The following is a 20,901-nucleotide window of genomic DNA, read 5'->3' as shown; positions in this document are numbered from 1 at the left end:
GGAAGGATGCGGGCACCGATGTCCCACCAACCGGAAACGACAGGCATGCGCTTCACCGGCACCGACTCCTACGTCGCCACCGAAGATCTGATGGTCGCCGTCAACGCCGCCATCACGCTGCAACGCCCGCTTCTGGTGAAGGGGGAGCCCGGCACCGGCAAGACCGTCCTGGCCCAGGAGGTCGCCCGCGCCCTGAACAAGCCGCTGCTCCAGTGGCACATCAAGTCCACCACCAAGGCGCAGCAGGGCCTCTACGAATACGACGCGGTCAGCCGCCTGCGCGACAGCCAGCTGGGCGAGGAGCGCGTGCACGACATTTCCAACTACATCGTGCGCGGCAAGCTGTGGGAGGCGTTCGAGACGCCGAACGCCCCGGTCCTGCTGATTGACGAGATCGACAAGGCCGACATCGAGTTCCCGAACGATCTCCTCCTCGAACTCGACCGAATGGAATTCCACGTCTACGAGACGCGCCAGACCATCAAGGCGGCCCAGCGTCCCATCGTCATCATCACCTCCAACAACGAGAAGGAACTGCCGGACGCCTTCCTGCGCCGCTGCTTCTTCCACTACATCCGTTTCCCCGACCGCGACACCATGGAGCGGATCGTGGACGTCCACTATCCCGGTCTGAAGCCGGCCCTGCTGCGCGAGGCGATGACTCTCTTCTACAGCCTGCGCGAGGTGCCCGGCCTGAAGAAGAAGCCTTCGACCTCCGAACTGCTGGACTGGATCAAGCTGCTGATGGTCGAGGACGTGGACCCCGAGACGCTGCGCGCCAAGGACGCCCGCACCCTGATCCCGCCGCTGTGCGGCGCGCTGCTAAAGAACGAGCAGGACGTGCACCTGCTGGAACGCCTGGCTTTCCTCGCAAAGAGGGAAGGGCGGTAAGACCCTGCCACGACGGGGCTTGACCTCCACCGCCCACCTGCGTCACGATGCCGTCCATGCTGACGACCACCCGACTGATCCGAATGCGAATTACCGCCCCGGCGCTCTGAAAAGCGCCGGAGACAGGTCCGTTCGTCTTCGAATCACGGTGTGGAGTGTGTGGCGTGACGCTGCACCTTGGGTCTTCCGGAACCCGCAATCCGGTTTCTCACAGCAACGATCTCCTCACCCGTCCCTTCTCCAGGACGGCCGTCGCCCATGCCCCCATTGGGCATCGGCTTCCAGGGCGGCTGGCGGAGCGAATGCCGGGCTTTGCGCGAATTAGCCGCCCGGTCCGCTGACGCGGACCGGGTCACGCTGCCTTTTCCCGCACCCGTTCGTTTCCTCCCTCCGCCCGAGGAGTCCCCGCGATGCTGCCCGCGCACGCCGAAGCCCTGCGTCCGTCTTGTCTCCACATCGAACCCGAAGACCGCCTTCCGCCCTGGCTCCCTCTGTCCGCGATAGACGACGCGGCGGAGCGCCTGCGCGGCCATGTCGTCCGCACGCCGCTTCTCCCCGCGCCCTTTCTCGGCCGCGACGTGTGGCTGAAGGCCGAGACCTTTCAGACGACCGGCGCCTTCAAGGAGCGCGGCGCGCTGAACCGCCTGCTGCGCCTATCCCGGCCGGAGCGGGCGAACGGAGTCGTCGCCATGTCCGCCGGCAATCACGCCGCCGGTCTGGCCCTGCACGCCCGCCGGCTCGGCATACCCACCACCATCGTCATGCCGGTGACCGCCCCCCGCTGCAAGGTGGAGCGCACATCGGCCCTCGGCGCGGAAGTCGTCCTCTCCGGGTCCAGCGTGGGGGAGGCCAAGGCCCGCGCCCTGGAACTGGCCGCCGAGCGCCGCCTGACCTTCGTCCATCCCTACGACGACCCTGACGTGATCGCGGGGCAGGGCACCGTCGGCCTGGAAGTCCTGGCCGACCGCCCCGACGCCGAAATGCTCGTCGTGCCCGTTGGCGGCGGCGGGCTGCTCGCCGGCATGGCCGCGGCAGCCAAGGCCCTGAAGCCCTCCATCACCGTCGTCGGCGTGCGCCTCGCCCGACGATGTGGTCCGACCCTGGCCGACGGCATTGCCGTGGACGCCCTGGGCAAGCTTCCCCAAGCCGTCCTTCCCACCCTCGTGGATGCCCTGGTGGAGGTCGAGGAAGGCGAGGTCGCCGCCGCCATGCGCGCCTTGCACGCATCCTTCGGTGTCGTGGCGGAAGGGGCGGGTGCCGCCGCCGTGGCCGCTCTCCTCGTCGGCAAGGTCCCGGCCCACGGCCGCACCGTCGCCGTCCTGTCCGGCCGCAACGTCGATCCGGAGACCTTGACGAAGGTCATGGCCTCGTGAGCGGTGTTGGGGTGAGCGCCTAACAGAAACGCTGGATCTGTTTGAAGGCAATGATGGCGCAGGCCAAGGTTGAGAAGGCCTGATGGCTGTCGGCGCGGTGCTCGTCCCCGAGCCACAGACCATCTCCACGGGCGGGGGCTTCCAAGGAAGGCCGGCCTTCAGCACGAACAGAATGCCGGTGAGCGCCTCACGGTTGCCCACCGGTGGACGGCCGCGGTTCCCCTTGGGCTTCTCCGGAGGAGCAACGGTTTGATGATCGACCACAGGCGGTCGGGAAGAAGAGAGGCGGCCATGCCCTCCTCAATGGCGATCCGCACCTCTTGTTAGGGGCACTAAGCGGCGGCGGCAGAGTTTCCGATGGATATCATCGCGGGACACGCAGGCGTTCCTGGCTTTCGCCGGCTCACAGCTGCGCTCACCGCAGACGCAACGCGTTGCCGATCACCGAAACCGAACTCAAGGCCATCGCCGCGGCGGCGATGATCGGCGACAGGGTCCAGCCGAACAGCGGGTAGAAGACGCCCGCCGCGACCGGCACGCCGAGCGCGTTGTAGACGAAGGCCAGGAACAGGTTTTGCCGAATGTTGCGCATCGTTGCCCGGCTCAGCGTGCGCGCCCGCGCGATGCCCGCCAAGTCGCCCTTCACCAGCGTCACTCCGGCGCTTTGGATCGCCACCTCCGTTCCGGTGCCCATGGCCACGCCGATGTCCGCCTCGGCCAGGGCCGGGGCGTCGTTCACGCCATCCCCGGCCATCGCCACCACCCGGCCCTGCGCCTTCAGCCGCTTGACCACTTGGTTCTTGTCCTCGGGCAGCACCTCGGCCGCGACCTCGTCGATGCCGAGCCGCCGCGCCACCGCTTCCGCCGTGGTCCGGTTATCGCCGGTCAGCATGACGATCCGCACCCCATCGGCCCGGAGCGTCTCCAACGCCTGCGGCGTGCTCGCCTTGATAGGGTCGGCGACCGCAATGACGCCCCCGGCCTGGCCGTCCACCGCGGCGAACAAGGCGGTGGCGCCGTCACGCCGTAGTTCATCGGCGCGCGCCTCCAGGTCGCCCAGGGCGACGCCTTGCTCCCGCATCATCGCGGCGTTGCCCAGCGCGATCAGATGGCTGCCTACCCCGCCGAGCACGCCTTTGCCGGTTACCGAGTCGAAGTCGGCGACGTCCCGCAGCGGCAGCCCCCGCTCCGTGGCGGCGGCGACGATGGCGGCGGCCAGCGGGTGCTCGCTCGACCGCTCCAGGCTCGCCGCCAAGGCCAGAAGTTCCCCTTCGTCGACACCCGGCGCCGCAACCACGGCGGTCACCCGCGGCTTGCCCTCGGTCAGCGTGCCGGTCTTGTCGACGACCAGCGTGTCCACCTTTTCGAACCGTTCCAGGGAGGCCGCGTCCTTGATCAGAACGCCGGTCGTCGCTCCCTTGCCGACGCCGACCATGATCGACATGGGCGTCGCCAGCCCCAGCGCACACGGACAGGCGATGATGAGCACCGAGACGGCCGCGATCAGCGCGTATGAGAAGGCCGGAGACGGTCCCCAAATCATCCATGCCGCGAACGACAGGAGCGCGATGACGATGACGGCCGGGACGAAGTAACCGGACACCACGTCGGCCATGCGCTGGATGGGCGCGCGGCTGCGCTGGGCCTCGGCCACCATGGTCACGATGCGCGACAGCATGGTGTCGGACCCAACCTTCTCGGCGCGCATCACCAAGGCACCGGTCTGGTTCACCGTTCCGCCGATCACCTTGGAACCGGGTTCCTTGCCGACCGGCATGGATTCACCGGTCACCATGGACTCGTCCACGGCGCTGCGGCCCTCGAGCACCTCGCCGTCCACCGGCACGCCGTCGCCGGGGCGGATGCGCAAGCGGTCACCGACGTGCACGGCGTCGAGCGTCACCTCCTCGTCCTCGCCGTTCTCCCGGATACGGCGCGCCGTCTTCGGCGCGAGGTTCAGCAGCGCGCGGATGGCGCCGCCGGTCTGCTCGCGGGCCCGCAGCTCAAGCACTTGCCCGAGCAGCACCAACACCGTGATGACCGCGGCGGCCTCGTAGTAGACCGCAACCAGTCCCTCGGCATTGCGGAAGCCCGCGGGGAAGAGACCGGGCAGGACGGTCGCGACGAGGCTGAACAGGTAGGCGACGCCGACGCCCAAGGCGATCAGCGAGAACATGTTCAGGCTGCGATTCACGAACGACCGCCAGCCCCGCTCCAGCAACGGCCACCCCGCCCACAGGACCACCGGCGTGGCTAGCAGGACTTGGAGCCAAAGGGAGGCCTGCGGGGAGATCAGGCTGTGGAGCCCGAGGCCCGGAAGGTGGGCGCCCAGCTCCAGCAGCACGAGCGGCACCGTCAGGGCAGTGCCGATCCAGAACCGCCGTGTCATGTCGACCAACTCCGGGTTGGGACCCTCTTCGAGGGTGGCGCCGACCGGTTCGAGGGCCATGCCGCAGATCGGGCAGTTACCCGGCCCCTCCTGGCGGATTTCCGGGTGCATCGGGCAGGTGTAGATCACGCCCTTCTGCGGCGATGCCTGCGCGGCCTTCTCGGGCGCGGCGGGCTTGGCCTCCGGCTTCAGGTGCTGTTCGGGGGCCGCAACGAACTTATCGTGACAGCGCGCCGAGCAGAAGTGGAAGGTCTGGCCGCCGTGCTCGGCGTGGTGCTCGGTCCGCTCGGGATCGACCATCATCCCGCACACGGGGTCCTTTACCGTGGCATGGTCGCCGTGTTCGGCATGGTGGTCATGCCCATCTTGACCGTGGTGGTCATGATGGTGTGCGTGGCTGCGGTGCTGGTCATTCATGCTCGCCTCTCCCTTCGCATGCCCGGCGTCGGTGCCCCCGCGTTCGTTCGCGCCTCCCGGCACCGGTGTGCGATGGCATCCGTGAAACCAAGGCTTCACCTTCCAATCACTGGAAGGTCAAGCGCGTTGTGTAGACCGCCCGGTCCCGGCGACCTGCATCGTGTCGGTTGGATCGGCGCCCGTCTTGGGGCCGGCGAACAGGACGACGCCAGCCACCGCGATCGACGCACCCAGCGCCAAGCCAACGCCAGTCGTCATCACCTTCATCACCACATCCCCCGGCACATCACGACCGGAATGGCTTCCAGGTCTTGCCGCCGTCCTGGCTGGCCAGGATGGCGCTCTTGTCGGTCACGGCGTAGAGCCGCTCCGGGTTGGTCGGGTCGACCGCAAGGTGCAGCAGAACGGCGTCGCCGAAGCCGTTGCTGACCGCCTGCCAGGCCAAGCTCGGCTCGGTGGTCTTCAACAACCCCATCCCGACCTGGAAGGCGTAGGCGACGCCGTCCCGGGTGGTGGCGACCATGGTCGCCGGACGCTGCACGATGTGCGCCGCCTGCCAGGACTTGCCCGCGTCGCGGCTGATCATCAGCCCGTTCCGTGTGGCGGCATAGACGGTGTTCGGGGCCTTGGCGGAGGCCGCCAGGTCGAACAGGCCGGCGGGCGGCTTGCCGGTGACCTCCCAGGTCTTCCCGGCGTCGCGGCTGACCTGGACGCTGCCGTACTGTCCGTACAGCACCGTCGGGTCGGCCGGGCTGACGTCCATCGCGTGGAAGTCCACGGGCCCGTTGACCCCTGCCGAAATCGCCTTCCAGGTCTTGGCGCCGTCGGTCGAGACGAGGACGCCGAGGTTCCCGCCCGCCTCCGGATGGCCGCTGGCGAAGAAGGCGCCGGGCTGCGCCGGGTTCGGCGTGAATCCCATGAAGTCGTTCCGGTTGTCCGAAAGCCGCGTGGCCGTGCCGTCCGGGTTGGTCCGCCACACGCCGCGGTGCGAGGCCAGATACAGTTGCGACGGGTCGGTTGGGTCGACCGCGATCCCGTGCAGGTGCGATACCTCGGACAGCGCCAGGGTTTCCGCTGCGCGGGCCGGACCGGCGACCATAGAGCTGACCACCATGGCGGTTGCGGCCATCAGCATCAGTGTCTTCTTGGCGCTCATCGCGCGTCTCCTTGTCTGCGGGGCGGCGCGAGGAAAACCTCCGCTGCCCTTCTCAATCTCCGTGGGCCCGACCTTGATGGGCCGGCGTGGGTCTCGCGAAGCGGGCCGGGGCGGGCATGCCACGGCCCTTCGGCCTCCAGGCGCGTGATCTCCGGGGCCCGCCGCCAGGGCCGCTGGACGGTGTCACGCCGCAACGGCGGCCGGACAGCCGCGACCACCGCAGGCCGCCCCGGTCCTGGTCTCACGCACCGGCCGCCCCGCCGTGCCTCGGTCCGGGGACGTTGTGCCGTCCGAACCGGGGGACCCAGGCGGGGGTGATGGTGGCGTAGCGTTCGTACTCGGTCCCGAACGCCCGGAGAGCGTCCCGCTCCTCGGATCGCGCCAAGCGCACGTACATGAGGACCAGCAGCGGGAACATCGCCAGTGTCAGGATGGTCGGCCACTGGAGCAGGAAGCCGAACAGGATGCCGAGGAAGGCGATGTACTGCGGGTGCCGGACGTGGGCGTAGACCCCCCGTCGTGGCGAGCCGATGCTGCTTCTGGGCGGCGTGGAGCACCTTCCAGGCCGCCGCGAGCAGGACGAAGCCCGCCAGGATCAGCACGTTGCTGAGGATGTGCAGAACGTTGAAGTGCGGGTTGCCCTCCAGGCCGACGATGGTCGACCAGAGGTGCCCGGCGTCGTGCGACAGCAGGTCGAGGCCCGGGTAGCGGGTCTGAAGCCAGCCCGAAAGCAGGTAGATGGTCAGCGGGAAGCCGTACATCTCGGTGAACAGCGCCACGATGAAGGCGCTGAACGCCCCGAAGGAGCGCCAGTCCCGCGGCGACTGCGGCTTGCCGAAGCTGAAGGCGAAGATGATGAAGATGGCCGAGTTGAGGGCGACCAGCACCCACAGGCCATAGGCCGAGGCTTCGTGCGTCATGGCGAGCCTCCCTTGGTCGGGCGATCGGCATCATTGCCCCCGCCACCGTGCCCGCCATGTCCGTGACCACCATGTCCGTGCCCGCCGTGCATGAACAGGTGCATCAGCGGGCACAGGAGCAGGACGAGAAGCGGAAGCGCGTCGCGCACATGGTCGACATGGAAGAGCGACAGGTAAACGGCCGCCAGCGCGGCCGCGCCGAGTCCGGCCAAGCCGGTCCAGGTCCGGTACCAGGGCGTATGATTCTGCGGCTCGGGGGTGCGATGGGTGTGTTCGTGGTGCGTCATGGCCGCCTCCTCACATCATGCCCATGGGGCCGGTGAGCAGCCGGTCGGCGAGCGTCTTCTGCTCATCGGTCAGCACGGCGTAGAGGGGCTTGGCGGCCGTCTCGAGGGCCTTCAGGGCTTCGAGACGGGTGGACAACGCCTTCTGCTGAAGCGTCAGGCGGTCGGGCCACGCGGACGGCAGGCCGCCCTTGGTCATCTGCTCGTGCATGGCCTGATGGGCCTTGGCGTTCGCCCGCAGGGTATCGGCGAAGGCGTTCCACTGCGGCGCCTGGGCGTCGGTGATCTTGAGTTCGGCCTTCAGGAATGCGATCCGGCCCTCGACGTGCTCGAAGGGCAGGCCCATGGCGCCCTGCTGGCCCATCATCATCGGACGCATCATGGACATCATGCCGGGGCCCATCATCCCGGACTGCCCGTCCTGCTGGCCCATCATGCTGCCCATCATCGAGCGCATCTGGTCCATGGTCATCATCATGTCGGGCTGACCGCTCTGCGCCTGGGTGCCGGACTGGACGATGGCGCCGCTGCCCATGCCTTGGCCGATCATCGGCGCGCCGGGTTTGCTGGGCTGAGCCTGAGGCGCGGGCGCCGGAGCGGGCTGGGCCTGCGTCGTCGGTGCGGTGCCACCAGGATGGTGAGCGTTGTGGTCCTGATCGGTGGTGGTCTGGGCCTGGGCCACCGACATCATGGCGGCGAGCGCAAAAGCCGGGAGTGTCGTGCGGGTGAGAGACGACATGGCGTCCTCCGTCTGATCATCTGGTTCGAGCCATCCCGGACGAACTCCACGCGGGAGCGCCGGGGACGCAAAAGCCAAGCGCACGAGGGCCGGGACCGGCGTCCTTCACAGAGCCAGGGCTCAGGACGGGCGCGGGCGGACTCGTGGCGTCACAGGATCAGAGCGGGGGGCGGAGTGCCGGGTCGATGCCGATGCCGTCCGGCGTGGCCAGGGCCGGCAGATGGATGACGGTGTCCAGGCGCGGAATGAACGCCGCGACCATGGTCGCGGGAAGGCCACCGTGCATGGTGGCGCATTGAGCCACACTGCAGCAGGCAGCGCCGAGCGGGCCAAAATCCGTGCAGCGATCCGGCGCATGCCCAGGGTTGGTCACGGCGGCGTCATCGTGCGTGTCGATCAGAGCGTGTTCGTATGGTGCAATGGCAGGCTGGTGAGGCTTCAGGCTGGCGTGGCCCGGCGCGGCCGAGACGAGCAGGGTGGCCAGCATCAGCAGGCTCACCACCACCCTCCTCACCGCCAAATCCGCCCCGCGCCACATGGTGATCGCCTCGTCGTTCTGGTCGTCCCGCGAGCGGCCGCACTCGATCACGCCCGTGCGGCATCCGGTGTTCCTTGACCTGGGTCTGCGGAAGCGCCTTTACAACGGTAGGCCGCCTCGCGCCAAGCGCATTGATCTTCATCAATCAAGCGGGCGGCCTTTCCGTGCGCGGCCGTGGCCAACCGCGACGAATTGCTGCCCGCGCATCGGCCAGAGCGTGTTGGGCGCGCGTCGGAGCCGATAACGCTGTCCTGCTCGCGTACCGCCGCTCGGACCGAGGGATCAGCCGGCGGCGTCATCGCCGCCACCCCCGCCGCGCGGGATGGCCGTTGGCGGCGGCTCGGGGGCAGCGGGCCCACCGGACCGAACGGCGCCGCGCGGCGCCCCCGGCGGGTGTTACACTTTGAAACGCAGTCTGACTTGCCGCCGCCAGAGCGGGTGCCATATGTTTCCGGCGGTCGCCCCTCGGAGCGACGGGCAATGGAGCAGAAGGTGGGCATGCGCCTCGCGCGCGTCATAGCGTCGGTGTTGATTGGCCTCCTCCTGACCTGGGGAGGCCTCGCCACCCCTGTTGCCCCGAAGGCGTTCGCGCACGACGCGGCCTTTGCCGACGCGGTGGCCTGTGACGACCAAGAGGGACGCGCTGCCGGCGGTGGCCAGCACGACCACACCAAGCACCCTGCAACGGGGTGCTGCGCGATGGCCTGCAGCGTCACGGCGGTGGAGCCGACCGCACCGCAGATGGCCCCTATGGCGTGGACGTCCGTCGGCGCCCGGCTCGTCGCCCATGATCCGCTCCGCGAGCGCGCCGTTGCCCCGCTCCGGCGTCCCCCCAGAACCGCCGCGTGACATCGACGCCCCCGTGATTCACACGGGGTGCGGCGTCCTGCGCTGTCTCGCCCGCTGTGGGCGGACAGCCACGACCGGCGACCGAAAAACCAGCACCACGCAGTGACCGAAGACGAGCTGTCCGCGTCTTGCGGGCAGTGACCGTCACGGGGGCGCGTCGCCGCCCCGCCACCGCGTGGGGCGAGCCACGGCCTCACGGCGGCCGGGTCGGTTCGCCGGTGCCCACCACCTCCCAGTTTCCGTTCGGCCGACCGCCGCGCGCCCCGCCGCGCCCGGCCGCCGTTGGCGCCATCGCGCGCCGCCACACAAGGACTTTCACGATGCGTCTGAACACCCGCACTCTGAACATCGCCGCCGCCCTTTTGACCGGCGCCAGCCTGCTGTCGTTTTCGGGAGCCGCCCTGGCCGGGGCCGGCGAGTCGGGCCATGGCCACAACACCGCCGCGATCGGCGAGCCCGCCAAGGCGTCGGCCGCCAAGCGGACCGTGCAGGTCGAGATGGGCGATAATTTCTACAAGCCGGAGTCGATCCCGGTGAAGGCCGGCGAGACGGTGCGCTTCGTCGTCAAGAACAAGGGCGAGTTCCTGCACGAGTTCAACATCGGGACCGCCGCGATGCACGCCGAACATCAAAGGCAGATGGCCATGATGATGGAGCACGGCATGCTGACCGCGACCGGCGTGAACCAGAAGATGATGAACATGGACCATTCCAAAATGCCGGGGATGGGCCATTCCATGAAGCACGACGACCCGAACAGCGTGCTGGTCGGCCCGGGCGAGACCAAGGAGCTGACCTGGAAGTTCACCAAGGACGCCGCCCTGGAATTCGCCTGCAACATACCGGGGCACTACGAGTCCGGCATGGTCGGCACGATCGACGTCAAGCGCTGAGGAACGGCACCATGCACCCCACATCGCGCGGCTTCTCCCGTCGTGACGCTCTCAAGCTCGCCGGCGCGGCGGGCGTGGCGGGCCTCGTCACGGCTTACCCCGGGCGCATCAGTTTTGCCGCCACCGACCAGACGCTCGACCTCGCGATCGAGCGCACCCGCATCACCATCGACGGCCACACGAGCCGCGGGATCGCGATCGGCGGGTCGATCCCGGCGCCGACCCTCCGCTGGCGCGAGGGGCAGGAGGTGGTCATTCACGTGACCAACCGGTTGAACGAGCCGACCTCGATCCACTGGCACGGCCTGCTGCTGCAGGGCGTCATGGACGGCGCCCCCGGCTTCAACGGCTTCGCCCCGATCCACCCGGGCGAGACCTACACGTACCACTTCAAGCTGCGCCAGGCGGGCACCTACTGGTACCACAGCCATTCCGCCGGGCAGGAGCAGGAGGGCATGTACGGCGCCATCGTGATCGAGCCAGCCGAGCGCGATCCCGTGCGGGCCGACCAAGACTACGTCATGCTGCTCTCCGACCACACGACCGAGTCTCCCGACGCCGTGCTGCGCAAGCTCAAGGTCAGCGAGGGCTACTACAACAACAACAAGCGCACCCTGGTCGACTTCTTCCGGGATGCCCAGCGGGATGGCTTGGGCGCCACCGTCACGGACCGCCTCGACTGGGCCGAGATGCGCATGGACGCCACGGACTTGGCCGACGTGACCGGCTACCAGTTCCTGGTCAACGGCAAGGGGCCGCGGGACAACTGGACCGCGCTCTACAAGCCGGGCGAGCGGGTGCGGCTGCGCATCATCAACGGGTCGGCGATGACGATCTTCGATGTCCGCATCCCTGGTCTTGCGATGACCGTGGTGGCGGCGGACGGACAGAACGTCGCGCCGGTGAAGGTTGACGAATTCCGCATGGGGGTTGGTGAGACCTACGACGTCGTCGTGATCCCGCAGGGGGATAAGCCCTTCACCGTCTTCGCCGAACCGATTGACCGCACGGGCTTTGCCCGGGCGACGCTCGCGGTCCGCGATGGCCTGGAAGGCGCGATTCCCGAACGCCGCCCCCGGGCCGTCCTGACCATGGCCGACATGGGCATGGCGCACGGTGGCATGGCGCACGGCGGCATGGATCATGGGGCGATGGCGGGCATGGACCACGGCGCCATGGCCGGCATGAACCACGGCGCGATGCCGGGTATGGATCACAGCAGCATGGCCGGGATGGACCACGGCTCCATGCCGGGTATGAACAATCCTGGCGGGATGGGGAGCAAGGACCAGGCAACCGGATGGGCCGACGCGGGCACCCCACCCGGAGCGAAAGCGCTGTCCTACGCCGATCTGAAGTCATTGACGAAGGCCAAGGATCTGCGCGAGCCGGCGCACGAGATCGAGGTGCGCCTGACCGGGATGATGTCGCGCTACATCTGGACCCTGAACGGCCGGAAGTTCGACGAAGGCGATCCGATCCGGGTGGCCTACGGCGACCGTGTCCGCATCCGCTTCGTGAACGAGACCATGATGGCCCACCCCATGCACCTGCATGGGATGTTCATGGAACTCGAAAACGGCCAGAAGGATCGGCTGCCCAGGAAGCACGTCGTTCTTGTGCCGCCGGGCAAGACCATGTCGGTGCAGCTGACCGCCGACGAACCCGGCGAGTGGCCGTTCCACTGCCACCTTCTCTATCACATGGCCTCGGGCATGATGACGCGGTTCATCGTCGAGCGCCGCACGGCAAGCCTTTGATCCGGAGCACCGAATGCGACTGATAAGAATGAGCCTGCACAAGGCCATGTTCCTGGCGGGGGCGCTCTCGCTGGCGCTGTCGGCCGGCTCCGCCCGCGCCGCCGAGGCGCCTGACGCCCAACAGTTCCATGAGGAGCCGCCGCTTCTGGCCACACTCCTGGTCGACCAGTTCGAGCACCGCTGGCGGGACGGCGAAAACTCGGTCGACTGGGAACTGGAGGGCTGGGTCGGCGGCGACACCAACAAGTTCTGGTTCAGCTCACGCGGCAGCAAACCCGTCAAGGGAGCCGTGGAGGAGGCGGAGTTCCAATTCCTCTACAGCCGTATGGTGTCCGAATTCTGGGATATCCAGGCCGGTGTCCGGCATGACGTGCGTCCGCAGCCGCAGACCACCTACGCGGTGGCCGGGTTCAAGGGCGTTGCGCCGTATTACTTCGACGTGACCGCGCAGGCGTTCCTGAGCGAGGATGCGAACGTCAGCGCCCGGTTCGAGGTCGAATACGACGTGCTCATCACGCAGAAGCTGGTCATCCAGCCCCTGGCCGAGATCAGTGTTTCCGCGCAGCGCGTGCGGGAGCTTCACCTTGGCCGCGGCATCAACGACATCGAACTCGGCTTGCGGCTGCGGTACGAGGTCGTCAAGGAGTTCGCCCCCTATGTCGGCGTGACGTGGGAGCGCAAGCTTGGCGAGACGGCCGACATCGCGCGTCAGCACGGCGAGGATCCCAGCGATCTGGCCTTTGTCGCCGGGGTCCGTTTTTGGTTCTGAGAGCACACCGGTCGGTCGCCCCGGCGACCGGCCGGTTCGCGGCGCCCCGGTCCGGCGCAGGCAACAGCGCCGTTCCCCCGAGGACGGCACGGGACGCCGGCGCCGACGCGGCGGTGTCCCCTGGCTGGCCGGGGCGGCTGTGGGCCGTCGCCCTGGCCGCAGGATATTGGCGTGACGGGGCACAACGGTGCGTACGGCGCAAACCAAGCCGGCCACCGGCTGGCTCAATGATCCGCCCAGGGCAGCGCGACGGTCACCCGCAACCCGCCTTCGGGGCGGTTGGCCAGCTCAAGGTCGCCGCCGTGCGCACGGATCGCCCCCCGGGCGAGGGTTAGTCCGAGGCCGAACCCGCCCGTTTCCCGATTGCGCGAGCGCTCGACGCGGTAGAACGGCTGGAACACCTGGTCCATCTCGGCGTCCGGAATGCCGGGCCCCTCGTCGGTGATGTCCACGCGGATGCGGCCGGCGGATGCGCTCAGGACCACGCGCGCCCGCGCGCCGTATTTGACGGCGTTGTCGACGAGATTCATGAAGGCGCGCTTGAGGGTGGTCGGGCGGCAGCGCAGCGGCACGTGCCGGGCGCCGGCATAGGTCGCGTGACCACCGGCATCGGTCAGCGCGTCGCAGATCGTGGCCAGCGTGACCGCCAGATCGATCACCCCGGTTTCCTCCTGGACGCCGTCGTCGCGCAGAAAGGCCAGGGTGGCGGCGATCATCGTCTCCATCTCGGCGATGTCCGCCAGCATCCTGCCGTGCTGTTCCTCGTCCTCAATGAACTCGGCGCGCAAGCGCAACACGGTGAGCAGCGTGCGCAGATCGTGGGAGAGCGCCGCGAACATCTGCGTGCGGTCGGCCAACAGCCGCTTGATGCACTTTTGCATCTCGTTGAAGGCGTGCGCGGCCTGGCGCACCTCGCTGGGACCGGTCTCCGGAAGCGGCGGGGCGGTGACATCGACGCCGAGGCGCTCGGCGGCCCGGGCCATGGCGCGCAAGGGGGCGGTCGAGGAGCGGATGAGCAGGATGGACAGCCCGAACACGGCCACGGCCATCAACGCCGTCGACAGCAGCAGGCCGTGTGGGGTGCTCGGCGCCGGCTCGACCAGAATGTAGCGCAGGTTGAGCCAATCCCCGTCGGGCAGCTGCGCGGAGACCAGCAGCATGTGGTGGGCCTTGTCGGGGTGATCGGGGTCGGCGGCGAAGGCGAGTTGGAGCGGCCGATCGCGCTGATCGGGGGTGGCCTCGTGCAGGTGCGCGCGCAAGGTCAGGAGTGTCGGGTCGTCGGGGCTGGTGGTTTCGACCAGGGGGAGGCGGCTCCAATGGACGTCGAGCCGGCGTCCGGACACCAGATGCGCGGTCCGTTCGCGTTCGTCGGGCGTCGCCTTGAGCACGGCCGAGCGCGCCGCGGCGATCCGCTCCACCGCCTCATGCTCGATCGACGTGTCGAACTGGCTGAGCAGGTCGAGGCGATAGGCGCCGATGCTGGCCACGTGCGAGAGCGTCAAGCCGGCCACCATCACGGCGATGGTGCGCCCGGCTAGGCTGTCGGGCAGGAGGCGCCAGCGCATCACAGCCGCTCGACCGGTACCGTGAAGACGTAGCCGGCGCCCCGCACGGTCTTGATCATGCTCTGCTCCGGTTCCGTCTCGATCTTGCGGCGCAGCCGGCTCACCTGCACGTCGATCGCGCGATCGAACGCTGAGGCGGCGCGGCTGCGGGTGACGTCGAGCAGGTGGTCGCGCGTGAGGATGCGCTGCGGGTTCCCGACGAACGCGACAAGCAGGTCGTATTCGCCGGTCGTCAGCTCGACCAGGGCGCCATCGGGCGAGCGCAACTCGCGCCGCACCAGGTCGAGCGTCCAGTCGGCAAAGCGCAGGATGCGGCCGCCGGTGTTGGGCTGATCCAGGCGCTCGCCCGCCGTTGTCGTACGGCGCAGCACCGCCTTGATGCGGGCCAGCAGCTCGCGCGGGTTGAACGGCTTGGTGAGGTAATCGTCGGCGCCCATTTCCAGGCCGACGATGCGGTCCGTCTCCTCGCCCATGGCGGTCAGCATGATGATCGGAACGGCCGATTCCGACCGCAACTCCCGGCACAGTTTCAGCCCGTCATCACCCGGCAGCATGAGATCCAGGACGATGAGGTCGACCGGACCATTGCGCAGGCACTCGCGCATTTCGTAGCCGTCGCGCGCGGTGGTGACTTTGAGGTCGTGCTTGCGCAGAAAGCGGCCCAACAGGTCGCGGATTTCCTTGTTGTCGTCGACGACGAGGATGTGAGGCATGGGGTCCATGGCGTTCGGAAAGGGGCTGGTGGACTGCCGCGCGGCCGCCGGTCCGGTCGGCGGCATGATGGCGCCGCCGCAACGCCGAGTAAACCGATAAGCGAAATCGCGTCCGATCCCGTTACAAATCGAAATATAGCCGATAAGATCCTGAAACATGGCGTGGACGCGTTCTTTTCAAGAACAAAGCGGCGCGATGCGAGTGATGCTGCAATGCTCGTGGGCGTGACCGCCCAGGCCAAGTCTTTCGGTTGTGTTTTGATGACGGGACAAGCCCGGCGTGCCGCGGCGTCGCCCCCTGGGGCAAACCGTTATGCGGCAGATCTCCGCCCCATGGCGAGGAGCGCACCTCATCATAGCCATAGCCCCCAGTCGCTCGGACATCACGCGGTTCCCGCAGCGGCGCTCTCTCGGTAAGACCGTTGTTTGGCGGTGCATCGCTGAGGAAGCTGATTGCTTTGTCGGCAACGTTGATTGGTGCCGCGTGTGGCCGCAACAAAACGTTACGCATCTCCCAACAATACAGAAAACTTGGCGTGGTGAAATCCACCTATCGACCGGCGGCGCGTGCAGTTTCGAGCGCCGGTCTGGGAAGTCTACTTCCACAGGATGTGGAAATAGTTATGGAGGATATCATGTCTATTCGGAAAGTTGCGGTGATCTCTGTGCTTGCGACCACGGTGTTCGGAACCGGGGCGGCCCTCGCCAATCCCCAGACGGCTCTGGGTGCCCAAGTGAGCGAGGCCAAGGCGACCCACTGGTCGGTCCTGTACGGTGGCGCCGGCCGCGAGGAGCACCTGATCGCCGACCAGAACCTAGTGATTGCCGAGCAACTGCTTAAGCAGGGCCAAGTGGATCAGGCGCAGGCCTACCTGAACATTGCACGCGGTGCCATGGGGCAGCCCGTCCAGGGCGGCGCGTCGGTGGGTGCCGTCCAGGCCTTCACCCCGGATTTCTACAACCCGATCCGGTAACCGCGCGGACGAACCGTGGCGATCGCAGCGCGGCCGAACGCCTGCGCTGCGGTCGGGGTGATGGTTCTTCAATGGGCTTCAACCCTTGGTGCTCCCCTGCCGCCTGAGCCCCCTCTCCACTCAGGGGCTCATGCTCTGCATTGCCTTGCGGCGGGGGTCCTCACAGCTCCGGCCGGCCTCGGCGCGGATGCGGCAGTGGTCGTGCATCGCGGCGTGGGTCTCGCATTCCCCCGCGCACAGCCGGGAGGCGTGGCGCAGGCGTCGAGCATGGCGCGGATCAGCGCGTCGTTGGTGTCGCCGCGGACCGGCGGATGGGTGCTGATCATGTCACGGGCGTGCACCGTGAACCTCCGACGGTGAACTCGTGGGCGCCCGTACCGGCACCCTTCCAAAAGCCAACAGAAGCTTGCACACGGTTTGACTTGGCGGACCATCGTGGAGGGTGTGGCTTCTTTGCCAAGCTGCCCGAAAGCGTTTGCGCCGCTGGCGCGACATCGCCGAGCTCCAGGCCGTCACCGACGCGTTCCGTGAGGGAGAGATTTCAAGCGCCAGTCAATTCATGACGCGGCTTTGGCGGAAAAGGTCTGCGCGCCGGCCCCACCACACTGGCAAGTGCCTGCTCAATGTTCGCAGGTGCCGCAGGTCATAGCAGCCATCGCAATCGTCATCCGCGCGCTTGGTGGATCGGTCGGGCCGATCAGGAGATCGCTCCGGCGGGTTGTTCCGCCTGCTGCCGGCGATGGGGGCCCCCAGGAACCGGGGACGGTGCCCATCTGTTCGCCTCGTCGCTTCGGCCGGCCAGGTCAATGTCGTGGCAGGACGCCGTCGAACGCCCAGGCCGCCGTGTCGGCGCGGGCCGGTGATCGTCCGCCTGTCCAGCCCTCTTGGCCGCCGGTTGCGGCATGCGTGGTCATCGACAGGTTTTGGTGTGCGATTGCCAAGTCATTGCGCGGCATGGCGTCGCAGGCGTTGGAGAAACTACGCGGGGACTTGGCTCGGGCGAGGCATTGACAAAGCATTTTGGCGCGTTTGACGGACTCTGCATTGACGGTGGTTCAGTAAAGCGCCTGCCGACACCGCGGCTGTAACAGTTTGTTACATTTCGACCCCATCTCTGCAACAGACCCGGGCGTACACCGATAGCATCGGCAGAGCCCCGCTGTCCAAGCGCCGGCCGCGCCCGCCATCGCAGGAGACAGCTCATGCACACCACACATCGTCTGATGCTGGCCGCCGCCGGCGTTGCCATGCTCGCGTTCAGCGGCACCGCGTTCGCCCGAGCGCAGATCGACACCAAGGACAAGCCCGACCTGCCGGCGTGCACGCCCGAGGTGATCAAAACGAGCGACTGCCACATCCACGACTCAGCGACCCACATGCGGATGTCCAAGGAACCGCCCAGCACCCGGACGCCGCACGCGCACCTCGAATATGAGGCCTGGATGCGCGACCAGCACCGCCGGTGATCGCAAAGCCCCGCCGATCGGCGATGGGCGCATCCGGACGGGGCGGTTGACCTCGATCAACGCCGGCACGCCGGACCTTTTCTGCGATGCGTCGCAGTCCCGGCGCTCCATCCTGGCGTCCCGCGGTGCGTGGAAGACGGAATGCGGGTGTTCCGCCGTATGATGACGGTTCTGACGCTGACCCTCGCCGTGCTGCTTGGCGTGGTGGGCGGTGCGGTGGCACATGCCGTCATGGCCGACCACCAAGCGTCCAGCCCGGCCACCGCTCTTCCGGCCTTGGTCGCCGACCACGACCCGGCTGCCGACCATGACCGGACCGCGGTCCCCGGCGCCCCGTGCCCCGAACGCGCGGACGACCCCAGGACGCTCATGGCCGCCCCGTGCTGCTCGGGTCTGATGGCCCCGGCCCGCGCCGAGGCGACCCGCGCGCCGGCCGGGCTCCGTGTGGCATGGGATCGACGAAACACCCACTGCCCCGGCACCCGCCTCATCGCCCCTGAGCCTCCCCCTCCGAAGCCTTCGGCGTGACCGCGCGCCACCCGGTCGCGCCGCACGCCGGCCGGCGGCTTCGCTCTCCCTCGTGACTCGAAAAGACCTGCCCGACCCCCGCGCCACGCGCGGGCGGGCAGCGACAAGGCTCGGACATGAACTCTCAACGCTCACCAGCGCAGCCCCTCGCCGCAGTCATCGCGGCGGCCCTGCTGCTGGCCACACCCGCGGTGGCCTTGGCGGCCGACCGCGAGGGCACCATCAGCCACTTCATCGACGCCGCCCGGCGCCTCAATCCGGAGGCCCAGGCCATGGCGTTGGAGGCGGACGCCGCCACGGCGCGGGGCGGGTCCGCCGGCGCGCTGGACGACCCAAAGCTCAAGGCCGAGGTCATGTTCCCGCGCCGGATGCCCGGTTACTGGCCGAACCGCCGCGCCGAGGAGGAGCTGTATGAAGTCCGCCAGATGTTCCCGCTGTGGGGCAAGCGCGACCTGAAGCGGGCGATCGCGGAATCGGACAGTCGCAAGGCCCGCGCCCTGCAGGCCGACATCGAGAACCAGCTCGCCTACCGGGTCAAGGTCGCCTACGCCGAGTACCACGCCGCGCATCTGGCGGCCGACGAGACCCGCAAGCTGCTCGGCACGCTGCGGCGGCTGGCCGACCTGTCGCGCGCCCGCTACGCGCAGGGGCCCGGCAAGCAGCAGGAGGCGACCGGCGCCGAAGCCGAACGCGCCACGCTGACCGCCGAGCTGGCGCGCATGGAGGCCGACCGCCACCGCGCCCAGGTGCGCCTCAACGGCCTGCTCGCCCGCGTCCCCGAGACGCCGCTGCCGGCCGCCCCGCAGCCGCGCCCGGTGCCGCCCCTGGAGACCCTGCCGGTGGAGGCCCTGGTGGAGCGGGCGCGCGCCGACTATCCCGCCGTCCGCGCCGCCCAGGCCCAGATCGAGTCCGCCGATAAGACCCGCCAGCTCGTCGACCGCAGCTGGTACCCGGACGTTGAGCTGGGGGTGGGCGCCATCCGCCGCGAAGGACGCTTCGAGGCCTACCAGGCAATGGTCGAGGTCAACATCCCGCTTTACGCCGAGCGGCGGCGGGCCGAGCAGAGCGAGGCTTCGTCCATGGCCGGGGCGGCGCGCGCCAAGCTCGATCAGGTGCGTCTGGAGGTGGCCACCGAACTGCACGAGGCGCACGCCCTTCTGATGGCCCTGTCCGAGCGCAAGCGGCTCCTGCGCGGCACGACGTTGCCGCAGGCGCGGATCGGTCTGGAGGCGGCCATGCGCGGCTATGAGTTGGCGCGCGACGAGTTTGCCGGCGTGCTGCTCGCCGAACAGACCCTGCGCCGCGCCATCGTCGAAGTCGTGAACGTGACGTTCGAGGAGCAGATCCGGCTTGCCGAGATCGAGCGCCTGATCGGAGGTGACCTGTGACCCGCGCCATCCCCCTTCTCACCGTTCTGCTGGCCGGCGCCGTCGCCGCCGGAACGCCCGCGTGGGCGCAGTCCGGTCATGCCGGGCATGGTGCCCCGCCCGCGGCCCAGCCAGCCCCGGCACCGGCGGCGGCACCGGCATCGGCGAAGCCCGCCGGCCCGCGCAAGATCCTCTACTACCGCAACCCCATGGGCCTGCCCGACACCTCGCCGGTGCCGAAGAAGGACCCGATGGGGATGGACTATGTCCCCGTCTACGAGGGTGAGGACACCTTGTCCGGGACCGTCACCATCAGCCCGGACAAGGTGCAGAAGCTGGGCGTGCGCACCGACGCGGTGAGCCGGCGCGCGATCACCCGGCCGGTGCGCGCGGTCGGCACGGTTCAGGTCGACGAGCGTCGCCTGTTCGTCGTGGCGCCGAAGTTCGAGGCCTGGATCGAGACCCTGCTGGTCGACACCACCGGCGCCACGGTGCGCAAGGGCCAGCCGTTGATGGAGGTCTACAGCCCCGAGCTGGTGCTGGCGCAGCAGGAGTATCTGGTGGCGCGCCGCGCCGGCGGCGGCGATGGGCTGGCCGAGGCGTCGCTGCAGCGCCTGCGCAACCTTGACGTTCCCGAGGAGGAGATCGACCGGCTGCGCAAGACCGGCAAGGCGTCGCGGACGCTCACCTACCGCGCGGCGGCCAACGGCGTGGTGCTGGAGAAAGGGGCGGTGAAGGGCATGCGCTTCATGCCCGGCGAGGCGCTGTACCGTGTCGCCGACCTGTCCACCGTCTGGCTGATCGCCGACGTGTTCGAGCAGGATCTCGGCTTCGTCAAGCCGGGCCAGGAGGCCTCGGTCACGGTCAACTCGCTTCCGGGCAAGGCGTTCACCGGCACGGTCAGCTTCGTCTACCCGACGCTGACCGCCGAGAGCCGCACCGGCAAGGTGCGCATTGAGCTGCCCAACGCCGATGGCCTGCTGAAGCCCAACCTCTACGCGACGGTGCGGCTGACCGCTGACCTCGGCGCCGTGGCGGAGCTGGCCGTGCCGGAGTCGGCGCTGCTCGACACCGGCAGGCGGCAGGCCGTGCTGGTCGAGGTCGGCGAGGGCCGCTACGAGCCGCGCGAGGTCAAGGCTGGGGCCCGCGCCGACGGCTGGGTGCAGGTCCAAGCCGGGGTCCAGGAGGGCGAGCGCGTCGTCGTGCGCGCCAACTTCCTGATCGATTCGGAAAGCAACCTGCGTGCGGCCCTGGGCGCCTTCGGCGGCGACCAGCACCAGCACCAGCACCAGTAGCGGCGGGAGTTCCGT

The 20,901-nt window shown here is 68.6% G+C and carries 22 protein-coding genes; 12 read left to right on the top strand and 10 right to left on the bottom strand.

Going from position 1 to position 20,901, the window contains the following annotated elements; genetic code table 11:
* Positions 1–45: 45 nt before the first annotated feature.
* Both J2852_RS05610 and J2852_RS05605 read left to right on the top strand, forming a co-directional pair.
* Positions 46–891, top strand: coding sequence for an AAA family ATPase (locus J2852_RS05610; RefSeq protein WP_209873296.1), 846 nt, complete (start codon positions 46–48; stop codon positions 889–891).
* A gap of 410 nt (positions 892–1,301) precedes the next feature.
* Positions 1,302–2,264: a threonine ammonia-lyase gene (locus J2852_RS05605; RefSeq protein WP_209872238.1), complete on the top strand. Its 963-nt coding sequence runs from the start codon at positions 1,302–1,304 to the stop codon at positions 2,262–2,264.
* A 415-nt stretch (positions 2,265–2,679) separates the two neighbouring features.
* Here the strand turns inward: J2852_RS05605 and J2852_RS05600 are convergent, their stop codons facing one another.
* The 4 genes from J2852_RS05600 to J2852_RS32305 form a co-directional block, all read right to left on the bottom strand.
* The gene (locus J2852_RS05600) at positions 2,680–4,956 is read right to left on the bottom strand and encodes a heavy metal translocating P-type ATPase (RefSeq protein WP_246499329.1); all 2,277 of its coding nucleotides are present in this window, start codon (positions 4,954–4,956) and stop codon (positions 2,680–2,682) included.
* 231 nt (positions 4,957–5,187) lie between these two features.
* Positions 5,188–5,328, bottom strand: coding sequence for a hypothetical protein (locus J2852_RS05595; RefSeq protein ID WP_209872232.1), 141 nt, complete (start codon positions 5,326–5,328; stop codon positions 5,188–5,190).
* Between the two features lie 28 nt (positions 5,329–5,356).
* Entirely contained in the window at positions 5,357–6,226 is an 870-nt protein-coding gene (locus J2852_RS05590; RefSeq protein ID WP_209872229.1) for a WD40/YVTN/BNR-like repeat-containing protein, read from the bottom strand.
* A gap of 241 nt (positions 6,227–6,467) precedes the next feature.
* Positions 6,468–6,758, bottom strand: a complete 291-nt coding sequence (locus J2852_RS32305; protein WP_425514356.1) for a methyltransferase family protein — start codon at positions 6,756–6,758, stop codon at positions 6,468–6,470.
* Between the two features lie 206 nt (positions 6,759–6,964).
* On the opposite strand from J2852_RS32305, the gene J2852_RS32300 reads away from it, so the two are divergent.
* Complete coding sequence (locus J2852_RS32300; protein ID WP_246499328.1) at positions 6,965–7,126, top strand: hypothetical protein; 162 nt, start codon at positions 6,965–6,967, stop codon at positions 7,124–7,126.
* A gap of 16 nt (positions 7,127–7,142) precedes the next feature.
* On the opposite strand, the gene J2852_RS05580 is transcribed toward J2852_RS32300, so the two are convergent.
* From J2852_RS05580 to J2852_RS05570, 3 genes are all read right to left on the bottom strand, one after another.
* Positions 7,143–7,433: a DUF2933 domain-containing protein gene (locus tag J2852_RS05580; RefSeq protein WP_209872226.1), complete on the bottom strand. Its 291-nt coding sequence runs from the start codon at positions 7,431–7,433 to the stop codon at positions 7,143–7,145.
* A gap of 10 nt (positions 7,434–7,443) precedes the next feature.
* Positions 7,444–8,169 (bottom strand): Spy/CpxP family protein refolding chaperone, encoded by a 726-nt coding sequence (locus J2852_RS05575; RefSeq protein WP_209872223.1) that lies wholly within the window; start codon positions 8,167–8,169, stop codon positions 7,444–7,446.
* Between the two features lie 157 nt (positions 8,170–8,326).
* On the bottom strand, positions 8,327–8,758 hold the full coding sequence (locus tag J2852_RS05570) for a hypothetical protein (RefSeq protein ID WP_209872220.1): 432 nt from the start codon (positions 8,756–8,758) through the stop codon (positions 8,327–8,329).
* Positions 8,759–9,187: 429 nt separating this feature from the next.
* Between J2852_RS05570 and J2852_RS05565 the strand changes: the two genes are divergently transcribed.
* The 4 genes from J2852_RS05565 (at position 9,188) to J2852_RS05550 (ending at position 12,978) form a co-directional block, all read left to right on the top strand.
* The gene (locus J2852_RS05565) at positions 9,188–9,556 is read left to right on the top strand and encodes a hypothetical protein (RefSeq protein WP_209872217.1); all 369 of its coding nucleotides are present in this window, start codon (positions 9,188–9,190) and stop codon (positions 9,554–9,556) included.
* Positions 9,557–9,876: 320 nt separating this feature from the next.
* On the top strand, positions 9,877–10,449 hold the full coding sequence (locus J2852_RS05560) for a cupredoxin domain-containing protein (protein ID WP_209872214.1): 573 nt from the start codon (positions 9,877–9,879) through the stop codon (positions 10,447–10,449).
* 11 nt (positions 10,450–10,460) lie between these two features.
* The gene (locus tag J2852_RS05555; RefSeq protein WP_209872211.1) at positions 10,461–12,209 is read left to right on the top strand and encodes a copper resistance system multicopper oxidase; all 1,749 of its coding nucleotides are present in this window, start codon (positions 10,461–10,463) and stop codon (positions 12,207–12,209) included.
* A gap of 13 nt (positions 12,210–12,222) precedes the next feature.
* Entirely contained in the window at positions 12,223–12,978 is a 756-nt protein-coding gene (locus J2852_RS05550) for a copper resistance protein B (RefSeq protein WP_209872208.1), read from the top strand.
* A gap of 224 nt (positions 12,979–13,202) precedes the next feature.
* On the opposite strand, the gene J2852_RS05545 is transcribed toward J2852_RS05550, so the two are convergent.
* The gene (locus J2852_RS05545) at positions 13,203–14,543 is read right to left on the bottom strand and encodes an ATP-binding protein (RefSeq protein ID WP_209872205.1); all 1,341 of its coding nucleotides are present in this window, start codon (positions 14,541–14,543) and stop codon (positions 13,203–13,205) included.
* Positions 14,543–15,265: a response regulator gene (locus J2852_RS05540; RefSeq protein ID WP_209873292.1), complete on the bottom strand. Its 723-nt coding sequence runs from the start codon at positions 15,263–15,265 to the stop codon at positions 14,543–14,545. The genes J2852_RS05545 and J2852_RS05540 overlap by 1 nt, the downstream gene beginning before the upstream one ends.
* Before the next feature lie 626 nt (positions 15,266–15,891).
* On the opposite strand from J2852_RS05540, the gene J2852_RS05535 reads away from it, so the two are divergent.
* Entirely contained in the window at positions 15,892–16,230 is a 339-nt protein-coding gene (locus J2852_RS05535; protein ID WP_209872202.1) for a hypothetical protein, read from the top strand.
* A gap of 120 nt (positions 16,231–16,350) precedes the next feature.
* On the opposite strand, the gene J2852_RS32495 is transcribed toward J2852_RS05535, so the two are convergent.
* Positions 16,351–16,470 carry a hypothetical protein gene (locus J2852_RS32495; RefSeq protein ID WP_484793075.1) on the bottom strand — a complete coding sequence of 40 codons (120 nt, stop codon included), beginning with the start codon at positions 16,468–16,470 and terminating at the stop codon, positions 16,351–16,353.
* A 962-nt stretch (positions 16,471–17,432) separates the two neighbouring features.
* Here J2852_RS32495 and J2852_RS05530 point away from each other — a divergent pair.
* The 4 genes from J2852_RS05530 to J2852_RS05515 all read left to right on the top strand — a co-directional run bounded on the left by J2852_RS05530 (position 17,433) and on the right by J2852_RS05515 (position 20,886).
* Positions 17,433–17,696, top strand: coding sequence for a hypothetical protein (locus J2852_RS05530; protein ID WP_209872198.1), 264 nt, complete (start codon positions 17,433–17,435; stop codon positions 17,694–17,696).
* A gap of 159 nt (positions 17,697–17,855) precedes the next feature.
* On the top strand, positions 17,856–18,224 hold the full coding sequence (locus J2852_RS05525) for a hypothetical protein (protein WP_209872195.1): 369 nt from the start codon (positions 17,856–17,858) through the stop codon (positions 18,222–18,224).
* Between the two features lie 116 nt (positions 18,225–18,340).
* A complete protein-coding gene (locus J2852_RS05520; RefSeq protein ID WP_209872192.1) occupies positions 18,341–19,612 on the top strand; it encodes a TolC family protein in 1,272 nt (423 codons plus the stop codon).
* On the top strand, positions 19,609–20,886 hold the full coding sequence (locus tag J2852_RS05515) for an efflux RND transporter periplasmic adaptor subunit (RefSeq protein ID WP_209872190.1): 1,278 nt from the start codon (positions 19,609–19,611) through the stop codon (positions 20,884–20,886). The genes J2852_RS05520 and J2852_RS05515 overlap by 4 nt, the downstream gene beginning before the upstream one ends.
* Positions 20,887–20,901 lie beyond the last annotated feature (15 nt).

The sequence above is a fragment of the Azospirillum soli genome (assembly GCF_017876165.1).
Taxonomy (GTDB): domain Bacteria; phylum Pseudomonadota; class Alphaproteobacteria; order Azospirillales; family Azospirillaceae; genus Azospirillum; species Azospirillum soli.
Note: the sequence above shows the minus strand (reverse complement) of the source record. Positions and strands in the feature narration are given on the sequence as shown.

What these genes read in the sequence shown, in the direction of transcription:
- J2852_RS05565 (WP_209872217.1), top strand. Translation starts at nt 9,188, where the DNA reads ATGGAGCAGAAGGTGGGCATGCGCCTCGCGCGCGTCATAGCGTCGGTG.
- J2852_RS05595 (WP_209872232.1), bottom strand. Translation starts at nt 5,328, where the DNA reads ATGACGACTGGCGTTGGCTTGGCGCTGGGTGCGTCGATCGCGGTGGCT.
- J2852_RS05590 (WP_209872229.1), bottom strand. Translation starts at nt 6,226, where the DNA reads ATGAGCGCCAAGAAGACACTGATGCTGATGGCCGCAACCGCCATGGTG.
- J2852_RS05545 (WP_209872205.1), bottom strand. Translation starts at nt 14,543, where the DNA reads ATGCGCTGGCGCCTCCTGCCCGACAGCCTAGCCGGGCGCACCATCGCC.
- J2852_RS05550 (WP_209872208.1), top strand. Translation starts at nt 12,223, where the DNA reads ATGCGACTGATAAGAATGAGCCTGCACAAGGCCATGTTCCTGGCGGGG.
- J2852_RS05530 (WP_209872198.1), top strand. Translation starts at nt 17,433, where the DNA reads ATGCACACCACACATCGTCTGATGCTGGCCGCCGCCGGCGTTGCCATG.
- J2852_RS05540 (WP_209873292.1), bottom strand. Translation starts at nt 15,265, where the DNA reads ATGGACCCCATGCCTCACATCCTCGTCGTCGACGACAACAAGGAAATC.
- J2852_RS05525 (WP_209872195.1), top strand. Translation starts at nt 17,856, where the DNA reads ATGATGACGGTTCTGACGCTGACCCTCGCCGTGCTGCTTGGCGTGGTG.
- J2852_RS05610 (WP_209873296.1), top strand. Translation starts at nt 46, where the DNA reads ATGCGCTTCACCGGCACCGACTCCTACGTCGCCACCGAAGATCTGATG.
- J2852_RS05575 (WP_209872223.1), bottom strand. Translation starts at nt 8,169, where the DNA reads ATGTCGTCTCTCACCCGCACGACACTCCCGGCTTTTGCGCTCGCCGCC.
- J2852_RS05555 (WP_209872211.1), top strand. Translation starts at nt 10,461, where the DNA reads ATGCACCCCACATCGCGCGGCTTCTCCCGTCGTGACGCTCTCAAGCTC.
- J2852_RS32300 (WP_246499328.1), top strand. Translation starts at nt 6,965, where the DNA reads ATGGTCAGCGGGAAGCCGTACATCTCGGTGAACAGCGCCACGATGAAG.
- J2852_RS05560 (WP_209872214.1), top strand. Translation starts at nt 9,877, where the DNA reads ATGCGTCTGAACACCCGCACTCTGAACATCGCCGCCGCCCTTTTGACC.
- J2852_RS05535 (WP_209872202.1), top strand. Translation starts at nt 15,892, where the DNA reads ATGTCTATTCGGAAAGTTGCGGTGATCTCTGTGCTTGCGACCACGGTG.
- J2852_RS05600 (WP_246499329.1), bottom strand. Translation starts at nt 4,956, where the DNA reads ATGATGGTCGATCCCGAGCGGACCGAGCACCACGCCGAGCACGGCGGC.
- J2852_RS05520 (WP_209872192.1), top strand. Translation starts at nt 18,341, where the DNA reads ATGAACTCTCAACGCTCACCAGCGCAGCCCCTCGCCGCAGTCATCGCG.
- J2852_RS05605 (WP_209872238.1), top strand. Translation starts at nt 1,302, where the DNA reads ATGCTGCCCGCGCACGCCGAAGCCCTGCGTCCGTCTTGTCTCCACATC.
- J2852_RS05580 (WP_209872226.1), bottom strand. Translation starts at nt 7,433, where the DNA reads ATGACGCACCACGAACACACCCATCGCACCCCCGAGCCGCAGAATCAT.